The organism is Gordonia sp. UBA7599 (genome assembly GCA_002477755.1).
Lineage (GTDB): Bacteria > Actinomycetota > Actinomycetes > Mycobacteriales > Mycobacteriaceae > Gordonia.
Map to the genome: position 1 here is coordinate 26249 of DLKD01000043.1, position 13621 is coordinate 39869.

Below are 13621 nucleotides of genomic sequence, written 5' to 3' on the forward strand. Positions count from 1 at the left end.
CACCGGTGCAATAATATTCACGCATGAGAAACATCCCAGACGTGCTGGTCGACCGCATCGGCCCCCTCGTGGAGCCACTTCATGAAGCATTTGAGGCCGCGCGCTATCGCCTCGACACTGCGTTTCCGGGCCTCATCGGTCCCGATCAGGATTGGCTTCGCACGCATACGTTGCGGGGGTTGCTGTATCAGGACCTCAATCGGACAGGTCTATCTGAGGGTTGGACGCTGGGAGGAGGTCACAACAAGAACGGTGCAGTGCACCTCGTCTACGGCAGTGCGGAGATCGCGGTTCGCGTTGTGCACAAGGTCTTCGGGGACACGCCGCCGGCAGGGAGCAATCGGCTTCGGCGGGCCTTCTACACAAACGCGGCAATCCGGGAACTGTCGGATGAGAAGGACCTACCTGTTCAGAACTTGTTGGCTACTTGGGCGGAGAACGGTGCTGATGAGCCGTTTGAGATCGATGTAGTGCGCCCAATCGAACCCGGAAGGGTCGGCAAGGGTGTTCGTGCAGACCTAGCATTCCCGCTGCCTCGGAACCGTACGGCCTTCGAGGACCTGGAGTTCGATACGCGCGACGAGGATGAGACTCTGAACTTCAGTTGGGACGACGAGGATCAGAAGGACGGCGATGGGTAGCTCCGACCCTGGAGCACGGGTTGTGCAACTGCGTGCGCTGTTGGCGATCACGCAGAAGGATCTAGCGACGATGACGGGAATCGCACAGGGCACGATATCCAAAGTGGAGAGAGGGGACGTCGGTCTGACCGAGGTTAACGCGCATCGAATCGCGGCAGCCACGGAGACACCGGTCGAGTTCTTTCAAACACCTGCCGATGAGTTGCCGAAGGAAGCGATCAACTATCGGAAGTCGAGTGCGGTCAGTGCAAAGGGTGAGAAGTTTCTCAAGCAAACGCTCAACGAGATCAATCGAGTCGCCGGAGATCTTCAATATGCCCCCAGCGGCCTCAAGCATCCATCGCTGCCGATTGCCCCTGCCGCTGCCGCGATCACTCCAGTCACGATCGAAGAATGGGCTCAACGTTTTCGAGAAGCTGCCGGTTTAGGGCCGACAGACCCAATCAGGAACGTGATCCGAACGGCAGAACGGATGGGGATCGCCGTTGCCTCCATTGAGCCGCCAGAGCGTGACCACACGATCTTGAAAGGCCACATGGGTCTGTCAACGATGGCTGACAGGCCGGTGGTGGGGTTTGTCGTAGGTGAGTCCGGAGATCGCCAGCGGTTCACTGTTGCCCACGAGATCGGTCACATCGTGCTTCACACGAACCGCAGTCTGCCGATTGAGCTTAGGGAATCTGAAGCCCACGACTTTGGTGGTGCTCTACTTCTGCCAGAGAGCGTTGCGCGACAGGAGCTCTCTGAGTCGTTGACCTTGCAGGGCTACTTGAAGTTGAAGTCTCGCTACGGAATCTCTGTACAGGCCGCGATCATGCGCGCCCGGAAGCTCGGCTTGATAACTCGCGATCGCCAACGGTCTCTCATGATTCAGTTGTCCAGTCGCGGCTGGCGGGTGAACGAGCCAGTGAAGGTGACGAACGAGCGACCATTGCTTCTTTGGACGGAGCTCGCCTCGAAGTTCGGGGCCTCGCCCTACTTGCCGGCTGTCACCGCCTACGGTGTTCGAGCCCATGACCTTCAGTCATGGATTCCCGATAGATCCCGGAAGGCGCCAGCGAAGCGCGTTGCGCCGCCCGCTGGTGACGATGGTGCCACTGTTGTGAGTCTCTTTGATCGGACATAAGACCGAACGCTGAGCTAGCAACTGCGACCGCCTTACGAGATCGGCAGGCAGTTAGATCGCTGACTTCAGCCTTGGGAGTTGCCGCAGGGGGTTGATGTGCTCGATTTCGTACCTCTGTCGCGCGTTGAAGACCGTGCCGAGACCGGGCGCCGGATCTCCACTGCCGGTGTACACCATCTGGCTGAAGGGCCAGTCGGAACCAAACACGATGTGTGATCGGTCAGTGACGGACAGGACCGCCCGCATGGCCGGTTCGGAGGCGCTCAGCGCAGTGTCGTAGTAGAAGGATCGGATCCACCGCTGAACGTCGAGGGGAGCGGGCCGTGGTGCGCCGGCGGGCCAGAGGTCACCGACAGGCGTGGCCGACAGAACTCCGAGTCGCCATGCCAGGAACGGCACTGTGCCTCCCGCGTGGGAAAGCTGGAATCGGATTCCCGGATAGCGCTGTAGCGTGCCACCGGCCATCATCAGCGTTGCAGCGCGTGTGGTGTCGAAGGTGAATTCTTCGAGGAAGTCCGGAAGCGGAAGCTCTGGCTTTGCGTTCGCCGGAATTGCCGCGGGATGGACAAAGACGAAGGCCCGTCGCCGGTTGAGGGCTTCCATGACGGGCTCGAATCGAGGATCGCCGAGGTACACACCGTTGTAAGCGCTCAGGAGGGTCACGCCGTCGAGTTTCAGGACGTCAAGCGCGTACTCGATCTCTCGAATCGTCGAAGCTACATCTGGCATGGGGAGGGTCGCGAAAGCACCGAAGCGCTTCCCGTGCTTCCGGAAGAGGCGGGCGGCAAATGTGTTGCAGTATCTGGCGAGGTCTCGTGCGTCCTGGCCCTTCAGGAAGCCCACGCCCGGATCGGATACCGACAGGGCTTGGGCCTGGATTCCCCAACGGTCCATGAAGTCGATTGCCGATTCGGGAGACCAGTCGGGAGTGGGGTACCCGCCAATGGTGAAGTGACCGTGCTCAAGGAGTGCTTTTCGGTACTCGGGCGGTAGAAAGTGTGCGTGAAGATCGATGCGGTACCGGCCGCGTGGTGACGGCGTGGCCGTAGCCGATGGCGCTGTCACTCCCGCAGCGACTCCTGCTGCGATCGCGCCTGCGCCCGTGAGGAAGGTTCGCCGTTCGATTTTCGGGGTGATCGGTTCAGTCATGATTCTGCCTGTTCTTTGGGTCTATCCGGCGCTAGCAAGGTCGAGGGCGATGTCGACGATCATGTCTTCTTGGCCGCCGATGAGGCCCCGCCGTCCGACCTCGAGCAGAATTCGGCGAGCGTCGAGGCCGTACGTCTCAGCTGCCGCTTCTGCATGACGTAGGAAGCTGGAGTAGACGCCCGCATAGCCGAGGGTGAGGGTCTCTCGGTCAACTTGCGCGGGGCGATCCATCAGAGGCCGCACGAGGTCGTCCGCGGCATCCTGAAGCGCGAACAGGTCCGCCTTTGTTCCCCAACCAGATGTCTCGGCGACAGCGACAAAAGACTCGAGTTGACAGTTGCCTGCTCCGGCGCCGAGCCCGGCCAGGGATGCGTCCACGCGAGTCGCGCCTTCCTCCACTGCCACGATGCTGTTGGCTACCGCGAGGGACAAGTTCTCGTGTGCGTGAATGCCGATCTCCACGTCCTGGTCGATTGCCTCGCGGTAGGCGCGTACCCGGTCCCGGACGCCGTCCATTGTCAGGCGTCCGCCTGAATCAACGACGTACACGCAGTTGGCGCCGTAGGAGGCCATGAGCTGTGCTTGAGCGGCTAGGTCCGGTGGCGTGCTCAGGTGACTCATCATCAAGAAGCCGGAGACATCCATATCGAGTTCGCGCGCGGTTTCGATCAGTTGCTGTGACACGTCGGCTTCGGTGCAATGAGTGGCGACCCGTACTGAGGACACCCCGAGTTCGTGGGCGCGTCGAAGGTCAGCTGCAGTCCCGATGCCGGGTAGGACCAGGGTCGTGAGTCGTGCGTTCGTGATGTTGGCGGCGGCTGCCTCCAGCCATTCCCAATCAGTGTTGCTGCCAGGACCATAGGTCAGGCTCCCCCCGCCGAGACCATCGCCGTGCGCAACCTCTAAGGCATCGATCCCAGCGGCGTCCAAAGCGGCCACGATCGTGCCGAGGACGTGTGGGCTGATCCGGTGGCGTAGTGCGTGCATGCCGTCTCGGAGGGTCACGTCTTGGAGGTAGAGAGCCGGGGAAGGGCGGTTCATCGGGCCAGTTCCTCTCCGGCGCGCAGTGCCGCCGACGTCATGATGTCGAGGTTGCCGGCATAGGCCGGCAGGTAGTGGGCGGCTCCTTCGACTTCGAGGAAGACCGTGACCTTGTGCGTCGCCGGTGCTCCATTCGTCAGGGTGCGCACCGGCGCGTCTGGTGGGATCGGGGAGATCTGGATCTCTTGCTTGAGCCGGTATCCGGGGACGTAGGCGGCAACGGTCGAGATCATCGTCGTGATCGATTCGATGAGCTGGTCGCGGTGAGCTTCGTCGTGGTCGTCGATGAGACAGAGAACCGTGTCGCGCATGATCACCGGCGGATCTGCCGGATTCAGGATGATGATGGCCTTGCCGTGCTCTGCGCCCCCGACAGTCTCGATTGCACGAGACGTGGTTTCAGTGAACTCGTCGATGTTGGCGCGCGTCCCTGGTCCAGCTGACATAGACGAGATCGAGGCCACGATTTCGGCGTAGCGGACGGGGACGACCCGGCTGATCGATGCAACTACCGGGATCGTCGCCTGTCCGCCGCACGTCACCATGTTGATATTGATTGCGTCGAGGTGTTCGTCGAGGTTCACTGCTGGCACGACGAACGGACCGATCGCCGCAGGGGTCAGATCGACGAGCTTCTTTCCGGCGGCTTGGAGGGTGGCCGCGGTCGCTTTGTGAGCGGCCGCGGACGTGGCGTCGAAAACGATGGCAATATCGCTGAACCGCTCGTGTTCAACGATTCCCTTCAGGCCCTCGTGGGTAGTAGAGATGCCCAACCTTCTAGCTCTGGCGAGTCCGTCCGACAGTGGATCGATTCCTGCTACGAGAACTACCTCGAGGGTGTCGGACAGTCGCTGGATCTTGATCATGAGATCGGTGCCGATATTCCCAGAGCCGATGATCGCGACGGCGGTGCGCTGGTCGGTGCTCATTCGGAGTCCTCTGCTTCCACTTGGGTCATGACGGTCGCGACGGGCTCGCCCGCGAGATAGAGGCCGGCTTCGACGCGATCACCGGTGGCTAGCGATGCCATTGGCCCCAGGGCGCCTGACAAGATCACCTGGCCGGCAGTCAGTGGTTGGCCGAGGTCTCTGGCGGTCTGGGCCAACCAGAGAAGGGCTTTGAGCGGGTCTCCGAGACATGCGGCACCGTTGCCTGTCGATACGACGTCGCCGTTGATGGTCATGCTCATGGAAACGTCGACGGGTGCGACATCGTCGGGCAGGCGGTCGCCGATGACGAAGAGAGCTGCGCTTCCGTTGTCGGCGACGGTGTCGGCGAATCGGATGTCCCAGTCGACAATCCGGCTGTCCACGATTTCAAGGGCTGCCCAGGATGATTCGACGGCGCCCTTCACCCGCGTTAGGTCGAGTGTCGGGGAGTCGAGATCCTCTCCGAGTATGAACGCGACTTCAGCCTCGACTTTTGGCTGCAACAGGAGCGCTGGATTGATACCACTTGTGCTGGCGTCCATATCGGCGAAGAGGACTCCGAAGTCAGGCTGATCGACGCCCAGCTGCTGTTGAACTGCGGAACTTGTGAGACCGATCTTCCTGCCGACGACGTGCCCGCCGGCGGCGAGTCGATCGGCGGTGAGCAACTGCTGAACCGCATAGGCCGAATGAACATCGTTCGCATCGATCAACTCTCGGACTGGGGCGCACGGGGTGTGGCTGAGGCGGGCAGATCGGAGGCGCTCGGCCGCACCTGCAATCGCCTGGTTGGTGGTGGTCATGCGGGGATGTCTGCTTCTGTTGAGTGAGGGAGGGTAGTGGGCAGCGATTGTCGGCGTCCTGGCCGGAACAGCTGGGTCAGCGCGTGCGTCAGCTTCTGTCCGTCGGTTTCAGCGCCGAAGACGTACCTATCGGGACGAAGCACGACGAGGGTGCCTGGCTGGTGTCCGGCCTTGGTCAACCACCGCGTCAGAATGCCTTCTGTGTCTTCGAGGTCGACCAATCCTGTGCGGCCGCTGCTGTCGCCGGTCGGTCCTTGTGGACGATGGCCTGCGCGGTAAACCGTGGCGTAGGTCGCCTCGATCGATGACCAGGCGTCAACGTCGTCGCCGAGGGTGTCTCGCGGGTCGATCTCGAACCCGATCACGGTCCACCCGATGCCCAGAGCATCGTCGAGCCGGATCTGCTTTCCGTCGTAGGTTCGCATTGTCGGTTGCGGCGGGAGGGTGCCTTCGATTCCGCGCAGGGGTTTGCGGGGGAGCCCGAAGTAGGCGCCACGTTTGAACCGGGGCTTCGGCTTCATGCCGGCACGGCGCACCCATCCGGCCAGGCCCGGGATGTGCAGTGCCGATTTCAGGCCGATGTCACGACACTTCGCGCGCACCTTGCTCTTCTCGGACACCAGTGATTTGTTCAGGACTGAGAGGTCGATCATGGCCTTCGCGTGGGGTCGGCGTTCACTCTCGTAGGTATCGAGGAGAGCTGGATCTGCACCCTGCTGGAGTACGGCGGCGAGCTTCCAAGACAGATTGTCAGCGTCTCGGATGCCGGCGTTCATTCCTTGCCCGATAAATTGCGGAGTCATGTGTGCGGCGTCACCGGCCAGCAGAATCCGGCCCTGGCGCCAACGATCTGCGACGACAGCGTTGAACGTGTACACGAGCCGCCGCTTCACCTCCACTTGATCTGTGTCGACAAACCGGGAGATGAGCCTTTGCACGGTGGCATCGGATTCGAAGTGTTGTTTGTCGTCGTCGTCGGTGAGGGCGAACTCGAATCGGTGGTGTCCGCCTGGCTGGGGACAGCTGACCGTCGGCATCGACGGATCACATACGAAGTCGAAATAGGGGAGGTGTCTGAACGCATCGACTCCTTGTTTCGCCTTCAAGTCGACCACCAGCCATCGTTCGGGGTAGCTCTTTCCGGTCATATCGATCCCGAGCGCAGTCCGCACGACACTGCGGCCGCCGTCGGCTCCGATGAGGTACGACGCCGTGACCTGTTCGGTCTTGGTTGTATCGACAAGTCCGTGAGCAGTGCCGTAGCCGCCGCCCGAAGTCGGTGCGTGATCGACGGCCACATGGGTTCCCGTGTCCGTGAAACCGGTGACTTCGCGTGAGCGGCGGACGGTGACGTTCTGGTATCGGCTTAGGAGTTGTTCCAGTGTGGTCTCAAGGTAGGGCTGATAGAGGAAGTTGGTGATGGGCCACCACATGCGGCGGCTCGGTTCACGGAACTGGACCAGGACTGTGCCGTCGGCGGTTATCCACTGCACCGCTGAGTCAACGTTCATGTCCCGATGGATCTCGTCGGCCACCCCTGCGGTCTGGAAGACGCGTAGTGCTTCGTCGTCTGTGTAGACGGCACGGGCGTTGCCGTAGAACTCGGGTTCGCGTTCCAGAACAAGGACCTGCAAACCATGGCGACCCAAAAGATGGGCCAAAGTGAGGCCCGTCGGTCCCAGGCCGACGATGGCAATGTCGTAGTCGGTCATGGTATGAGTCCTCCTGGGGTACTGGTACTGAGTTCCTGGACGGTGACCTCAGGGGTGCGCGCGTGCAGCACGGCCTGTCGTAGCTGGCCGAGGCGGTCGAAGGCCCGAAGGCCGACGTCATCGTGGCCCCAAATGCTGATTCCCTTGTATGTGCTGACGGTCCAGGCCGCTTCGAGCTCGGGTGTGACAACGACCGGATTCCAGCCCACCTCAAGTTCGAAACCCGAGGGGGTCACGCAGTAGAAGGAGAGTTCACGGTCGTTGGTGTGTTGACCGACTGACCACGCCATCCGAAATCCGAGCTCCTGGACGCGGTGATAAGCGGCGAGCATGTCCTCGAGATCGGCGACCTGAATATTCACGTGCTGCACGCTTGTTCGAATCGGGTCGAGTCTGACTCCGCGGGTGCCAGCGACTGCGATCGAGTGGTGACGCTCGTTGACGCGCAGGAACCTGATTCTGAGGGTCAGGCCGGCGATGTTCTCGTCGATGAAGTCAGATAGGCGCGAGTCGAAGACGGTGCCGAAGTAGCGGTGGATACCGGCTGGATCCGTGGATGTGATTGCCACGTGCCCCATGCCCGCCCGGCCGGTGACATACCCGGATGTGATCATGCGCAACGGCTCCGGGGCTGTGCACGCCGTCGTAAAGAGCTCTTGAACCACGCCTTTGGGGCCGGGGAACCTCCAGAGGCGCTCGACGCCGCGCAGCGCGGCCTCTTCGTCGGTGCCCTCCTCGATGGGGACTCCGCGGTCGACTACACGCTTGAGAACCTGGTCGAAGGAACTGTGGTCTGCAATCTGCCAACCGATGGCGGTGAGGTCTTCTGCCGGTCCGCGTCGAATCAAGAACCGACACTGGTGCTCGTCGAGCCGGAACCGCAGTGCGTCGCGCGAGAGTTCGTCGACATGAAGGCCGATCGCGTCGGCTCCGAATCGGTGCCAATCCAGCATCCGATTCGATTCGACCACCAGGTAGCCGAGCTGAACTTGCCCGAAAACGGAGTCGGCGCCGGAGTCACTCATTTGAATTGCCTCCGAGGAATCGGATAGCCATTTCGTTGAAGAGGTCTGCGCGTTCCCATTGGACCCAATGCCCAGTATTTGCGGCAACGTAGAGGTCGCAGTCCGGCATGGCGTCCACGAGAAGTGGACCGCCAGACGGGCGATTCACCTTGTCGTTTGCTCCCCAAATGACAAGGGTCCGCGCCTTGACTTTCGCGAGGCGACTGTCACGGGTGAGGTCCATGCGAAGGAGCGTGCGAGGAGCCTTCGGGCCGGACGGTCGACGTAGTGGCGGATTTGCGACGACTTCCGGGTCGATACTCGCCTGATACCGGAGGTCGATGAGGCTGTCCGGCACGGAAGGTCCATCAAACACTAAATATTCGCGAATGAAGGTTTCGAGCTTTTCACGACTTGGACCCCCACCGGAGTAGTAGCTGAGCAGAGTGTTCAGGCCTTTGGTGGGCAGAGCCCTCGTGGTTCCGATCCCGCCTGGTCCCATCAGAAGGAGTCGACCGACCCGATCGGGGCGGTCCATCGCAAGGCGAAGCGCGGCCGCTCCGCCATACGAGTTTCCGACGAGATGTGCTCGATCGACGTCGAGTGCATCGAGGAGGCCGCGGATGGCTGTAGCAAGATCGCCGAACGGGTCGTCTTGGTCGATGTCTTTCGTTGACTGGCCGTACCCGGGCATGTCCGGGACGATCACCCGAAAGTGTTTCGCGAGGGCATCGATGTTTCTCACGTAGTTCGAGGCTCCGGTCGCTCCCGCACCACCACCGTGCAACAGGACGACTGGTGTGCCCGAGCCGACCTCCGTCACGAGCAAGGTCCGCCGCCCAACAGGTATGAGCTTGGTGGTGCGGTGGGAGGTGACGGACATCAGAGACCTTTCTTTCGTTTCTGATGAAATCATCAACTACTTACCCTACGGAGTCAACCAGCCGGCACCAGACGGTGCGATCGCCACGCACAGGCGGCACGCGAAGCCACCAACACAGGAGGTAGTCGTCGGCTCGACCAAACTCAACAAGGGGGTCACAATGAACAACCAGAACAGCCAATCTCTACTACGGAGACGAAGTTGGCGACGACGGCTCATCCGCGTGACCTGTGCGATCACGCTCTCAGCAGCGATGGCCACAAGCGGAGTTCCTACTCCACAAGCACACGCGGCACCGACATCCAATCCTTGGCTCGGCTTCAAGGCGCCAGTGAAGACACATCCGCGGACGGCAATCGAACAGAACATCCCAGTGAAGATGGACGACGGAGTCACTCTCCGGGTTGACGTCAGATACCCCGCAGATCGAAACGGACGCAAGGCGAAGGGCAAGTTTCCCGTAGTTCTGACCAGCCACGTCTATGGCAAGGCACTGGCCGCCGCCATGGTCGACTACAGCAAATATGGCTACATCGTTGTCACAGCCGACGTACGGGGGACTGGCGCCTCAGAAGGCAAACTGGGAATCCTCGACGATCGGGAAGCCAAAGACGCCTACAACCTGGTCGAATGGGCAGGAACGCAGCCCTTCTCAACCGGCAAAGTCGGCGTTGAAGGATTCTCCCACCTCGGAGCGACGGCGGCAATGACAGCGGCAATGCGACCTCCCCACCTCGCTGCGGTGAGCTTCGGCGGGGCGCCGACTGACCTGTACCGCACCTTCACAACCCAAGGCGGAAACTGGACCTCAAGCTCAGCACTGTGGTTCGCACTGCAAATGATGGGAGTCGCACCGCTGCCAATGGCCCTCGACGGGAGTGAACCGGCAATCCACCCGAGGTATCCGACGACCGATATCGGAACCTTCATCGCGCGTCTGCAAGCCGACGGCTCTAGCGTCCCATTTCGCTTCCAGGAGCTGCGACGAATGATGGATGAAAGCAACAACTGGGACAACGCGTTTTGGCGTGAACGGGCAACCGACGTCACTCGCATCAACGTCCCGACCTTGGTCTACAGCGGCTGGGCGGACCTGTTTCTGCGCGACACTCCGCGAGATTTCCGCTCCCTCAATCTTCCTTCGAATCAGAAGAAGATGATGATCGGTCCTTGGACCCACTACTCACTACCGAAGAGCATTGGTCCCCGCAACAACCAGCCAGTGGACGACATGCTCGTCGCATGGTTCGACAAGTGGCTGAAGGGAATCGACAACGGCGTTGACCGGTTAGATCCGGCCCTGCTTTGGAACTACGGGACTGAGCGCTGGGTCGGCCGCGAAGCGTGGCCGCCCTCCGGAACGCGCTATCAGCGCCTTTACTTGAACGGAAAGCGCAGTGGAACGTCGCGATCGATAAACGACGGGACGATGAGCCCGGCAGCACCGACCAAGCGAGGACGGGCAACCGAACGAATCGACCCTCTAGCCGGAATCTGCTCGCGACAGACAGTCCAATACCTTGGAGGTCTACCCGTGTACCTACCGCTGTCGTTTTTTATCGAAAGCTTCCCGCTCAAGCGGACACCACTGGTCGACAAAGCTGCACCTTGCTTTGAGTCGGACGATCGAATCAACGAAGTCGGCAAGCTCACCTTCACCACCTCGCCGGCCAAGCGAAAGGTGGACATGACTGGCCCAATAGCAATGACCCTACGAGGATCGACTACAGCGAAGGATCCAACATGGGTGATCCGGGTGGCCGACGTTGCCCCCAATGGCACCGCGCGGCCGATCAGCGAGGGCGCTCTGGTATCCAGCCGCCGCAAGCTCGACCCGGACCGCACCGGCTACTTCAACGGCGATGCGGTCGAACCGTTTCAATTCCATACGAAAGCAGCAAAGCTGCCCGTCAAGCGAGGCGCTATCGAGACGTACAACATCGAGATCTGGCCAACAAGCTGGACGATCCGACCCGGACACCGCCTTCGCATCACAGTCGACGGCGCAGAACTGCCGCACCTGATGCCGACAGCGGCGTCACCCAAACGGCTGGGAGACTTGTCTGTCCACTACGGACCGGAGCAGCTGAGCTTCCTCAGCATTCCTGTCCAGGAGGGCTCGTTCTGAGCCCGCGAACTGCGCAGCGCTGCCGAACACTCGGCGGCGCTGCGCAAATTTGCAGCATCAACGGCGGGGAAGTGGTTGACCACCGAGTCGAGACAACGGATGATCTGCGAGAATGCACAGGTGTCCACCGAATCCGACCAACGCAGCACACGAATCGACCCCCGACGAGCGCGCACCCGCGCCGCACTTGTTGCCGCTGGACGAAGGCTCCTGGCTGAGCACAGAACCTCAGCGAGCATCCAAGAGATCACAGACGCGGCAGGGGTCGGGTTCGGCAGCTTCTACAACCATTTCGAGAGCAAGGACGAGCTGTTCGATGAAGCCGTCGCCAGCGCGCTCGATGCCTGGGGTGCACTACGTGACGTAGTGGTGGCCGGGATTGACGATCCGGCTGAAGTGTTTGCCACCAGCTTCCGCATGATCGGACGCGTGCAGCGTCACGTACCAGAGTTCGTCAAGACGATCCTCAACCGAGGAATGTCAGTGCTCCTGACAGACCGCGGCCTACGCCCACGTGCGCTTGCCGACCTCGAGCGAGGAATCCAGACCGGACGTTTCACGGTCCCATCTGCAGAGGCAGGACTCATGATGTCCGGTGGGGTTCTCCTCGGGCTGGTTCAACAGCTCGACAGCAACCCGGACCTCGACGCAGAATCGGTCTCAGACTTTTATGCCGAACATGTCCTTCTGATGCTCGGCGTCGACGCCACTGAAGCATCTCGACTAGTCGAGTTGCGCCTGCCGGAGATATCGGTCGCAGATTGGGCAGTACCGGGGACCGAGAACTGATCCGATTCGCTATGCTCCGGGCCCTGTGCGGACTGCGGCTTTCTCTGTAGTGCCCAGGACACGGCATACGGCCTCGACCCCGAATCGATCGCGGCAGGTGTCGATGATGCGATCATTCGTCGTGGGCGGTTGAGTTTCGATGCAAGAACGCTGACACAGCCTTCAAGATCTCGTTGGCGCGTCTGGACTCGGCAGGTCACGGCGCAGGAGGCGGTTCTCCTGTAGCGCAGTCGGTAGACCCAGGGCGCACTTCCACCCACTGAATCCTATCTCGACCGGGTCATCAAACCGTCGGCAAGACGACCTTGTCCGATGGGGTTAGCGGTACAGAGCCAGGCACGATGTGAGACTCAATTGTGCCAAGTGATTGGCTGAACTCTGCTGGCGAGTCTTTCTCGCGCCAGTGGCCCCAGACTGTGATGATCTCCACCGGCCCGCCGGACACACTGAATGCTTGGTGTTTCGGGACAAACGTGAGGGTTTCCCCCCGAAACTAAATCTCGCCCAGGCGGGCAGGATCTGTTTTGGGTTGGCCGGATTCTGGATGTACTTTTCTCCGCGGTCGTCAATTGCGGAAAGCTCAGTTGACCTTGCGGCACGTAGGCGAGCCGATCAAGGTGAGCGCTACACCGGCGACGCCCGCCAGGCCGGACCCGATGGAGAGGTGCCGAGGGGGGTAGGCGGCTACAACCGCGACAACGCGAGTCGGATTCCGACGTCAGAGCTTGAGGGTGACCTCGGGCAGATCGCGATTGCAGATGTCGTGCGCTTCAGCGGCGTCCACGCCGAGCACAATCAACGCACGTTCCGCAAAGAGGTCGGCAGTCGGGCCGGCTGGCACATCTCGAGACTCCAGCATTTGCAGGAGAGCGAGGAGTAGACCTCCGACCATCATCACGCCTGCTTCGGGATCGGGCACCGTGAACCGACCAGAAGCGATTCCGCGCTCGATGTCTTCAACTGCACCTGGCCGCAGGCCGCGGTCTGTCACGAGGACCTGGGCGCCCGCGTTCAGGACCAACTGAGCCATCGTCGGATTCGACTGCTGAAGACGGCCGGCCAGCCGGAAGCTGCGGGCGAAGATCTCGGCCGGGTCGGTAAGACCGGCGGTTGCCTGCTGCCGAAGTGCGGACCATCCATCCAGCGTCTCTGCTATCGCGGCAGCGAAGAGCTCCTCCTTGGTTGAGAAGTGGTTGTAAAAGGTCCCGAAGCCGACGTCTGCGAGGTCGGTGATGTCTTGGATGCTCGCGTTCGTACGTCCGCTCGACAGCAAGTCGGTCGCGGCCGACACCAAAGCAGCGCGCGTGCGCGCTTTCCGTCGATCGGCGCGGCTGGACGGTTCTGCCTTCGCAGTCATCGATGCCTCTCTCGAATCTCAATCAGAACTGATGATACGTGCCACCTGCTGGTCGAGTG

12 protein-coding genes are annotated in these 13621 nt (G+C 61.3%); 4 read left to right on the forward strand and 8 right to left on the reverse strand.

Annotated elements, in window-relative coordinates:
- Positions 1–23 precede the first annotated feature (23 nt).
- Together B4L26_RS05870 and B4L26_RS05875 are read left to right on the forward strand one after the other, a co-directional pair.
- Positions 24–641 (forward strand): hypothetical protein, encoded by a 618-nt coding sequence (locus B4L26_RS05870; protein WP_290716969.1) that lies wholly within the window; start codon positions 24–26, stop codon positions 639–641.
- Positions 634–1767, forward strand: coding sequence for an ImmA/IrrE family metallo-endopeptidase (locus B4L26_RS05875; RefSeq protein WP_290716970.1), 1134 nt, complete (start codon positions 634–636; stop codon positions 1765–1767). Before B4L26_RS05870 ends, B4L26_RS05875 begins: the two co-directional genes overlap by 8 nt.
- Positions 1768–1818: 51 nt before the next feature.
- On the opposite strand, the gene B4L26_RS05880 is transcribed toward B4L26_RS05875, so the two are convergent.
- From B4L26_RS05880 to B4L26_RS05910, 7 genes are read right to left on the reverse strand one after another with little or no spacing between them, the layout of a single operon-like run.
- Positions 1819–2916 carry an amidohydrolase family protein gene (locus B4L26_RS05880; RefSeq protein WP_290716972.1) on the reverse strand — a complete coding sequence of 366 codons (1098 nt, stop codon included), beginning with the start codon at positions 2914–2916 and terminating at the stop codon, positions 1819–1821.
- Positions 2917–2937: 21 nt separating this feature from the next.
- Entirely contained in the window at positions 2938–3957 is a 1020-nt protein-coding gene (dmpG, locus tag B4L26_RS05885; protein WP_290716975.1) for a 4-hydroxy-2-oxovalerate aldolase, read from the reverse strand.
- Entirely contained in the window at positions 3954–4886 is a 933-nt protein-coding gene (locus B4L26_RS05890) for an acetaldehyde dehydrogenase (acetylating) (protein WP_290716978.1), read from the reverse strand. Before B4L26_RS05890 ends, dmpG begins: the two co-directional genes overlap by 4 nt.
- Positions 4883–5689, reverse strand: a complete 807-nt coding sequence (locus B4L26_RS05895; RefSeq protein ID WP_290716982.1) for a 2-keto-4-pentenoate hydratase — start codon at positions 5687–5689, stop codon at positions 4883–4885. Before B4L26_RS05895 ends, B4L26_RS05890 begins: the two co-directional genes overlap by 4 nt.
- Positions 5686–7401 (reverse strand): bifunctional 3-(3-hydroxy-phenyl)propionate/3-hydroxycinnamic acid hydroxylase, encoded by a 1716-nt coding sequence (locus B4L26_RS05900; protein ID WP_290716983.1) that lies wholly within the window; start codon positions 7399–7401, stop codon positions 5686–5688. The genes B4L26_RS05895 and B4L26_RS05900 overlap by 4 nt, the downstream gene beginning before the upstream one ends.
- Positions 7398–8426, reverse strand: coding sequence for a VOC family protein (locus B4L26_RS05905; RefSeq protein ID WP_290716984.1), 1029 nt, complete (start codon positions 8424–8426; stop codon positions 7398–7400). The genes B4L26_RS05900 and B4L26_RS05905 overlap by 4 nt, the downstream gene beginning before the upstream one ends.
- A complete protein-coding gene (locus B4L26_RS05910; protein ID WP_290716986.1) occupies positions 8419–9288 on the reverse strand; it encodes an alpha/beta fold hydrolase in 870 nt (289 codons plus the stop codon). Before B4L26_RS05910 ends, B4L26_RS05905 begins: the two co-directional genes overlap by 8 nt.
- Between B4L26_RS05910 and B4L26_RS05915 the strand changes: the two genes are divergently transcribed.
- Positions 9266–11416: a CocE/NonD family hydrolase gene (locus tag B4L26_RS05915; protein ID WP_290716988.1), complete on the forward strand. Its 2151-nt coding sequence runs from the start codon at positions 9266–9268 to the stop codon at positions 11414–11416. The genes B4L26_RS05910 and B4L26_RS05915 overlap by 23 nt on opposite strands.
- Positions 11417–11536: 120 nt before the next feature.
- On the forward strand, positions 11537–12205 hold the full coding sequence (locus B4L26_RS05920) for a TetR/AcrR family transcriptional regulator (protein ID WP_290716989.1): 669 nt from the start codon (positions 11537–11539) through the stop codon (positions 12203–12205).
- Between the two features lie 718 nt (positions 12206–12923).
- Here the strand turns inward: B4L26_RS05920 and B4L26_RS05925 are convergent.
- On the reverse strand, positions 12924–13562 hold the full coding sequence (locus B4L26_RS05925; protein WP_290716990.1) for a TetR/AcrR family transcriptional regulator: 639 nt from the start codon (positions 13560–13562) through the stop codon (positions 12924–12926).
- Positions 13563–13621: the final 59 nt, after the last annotated feature.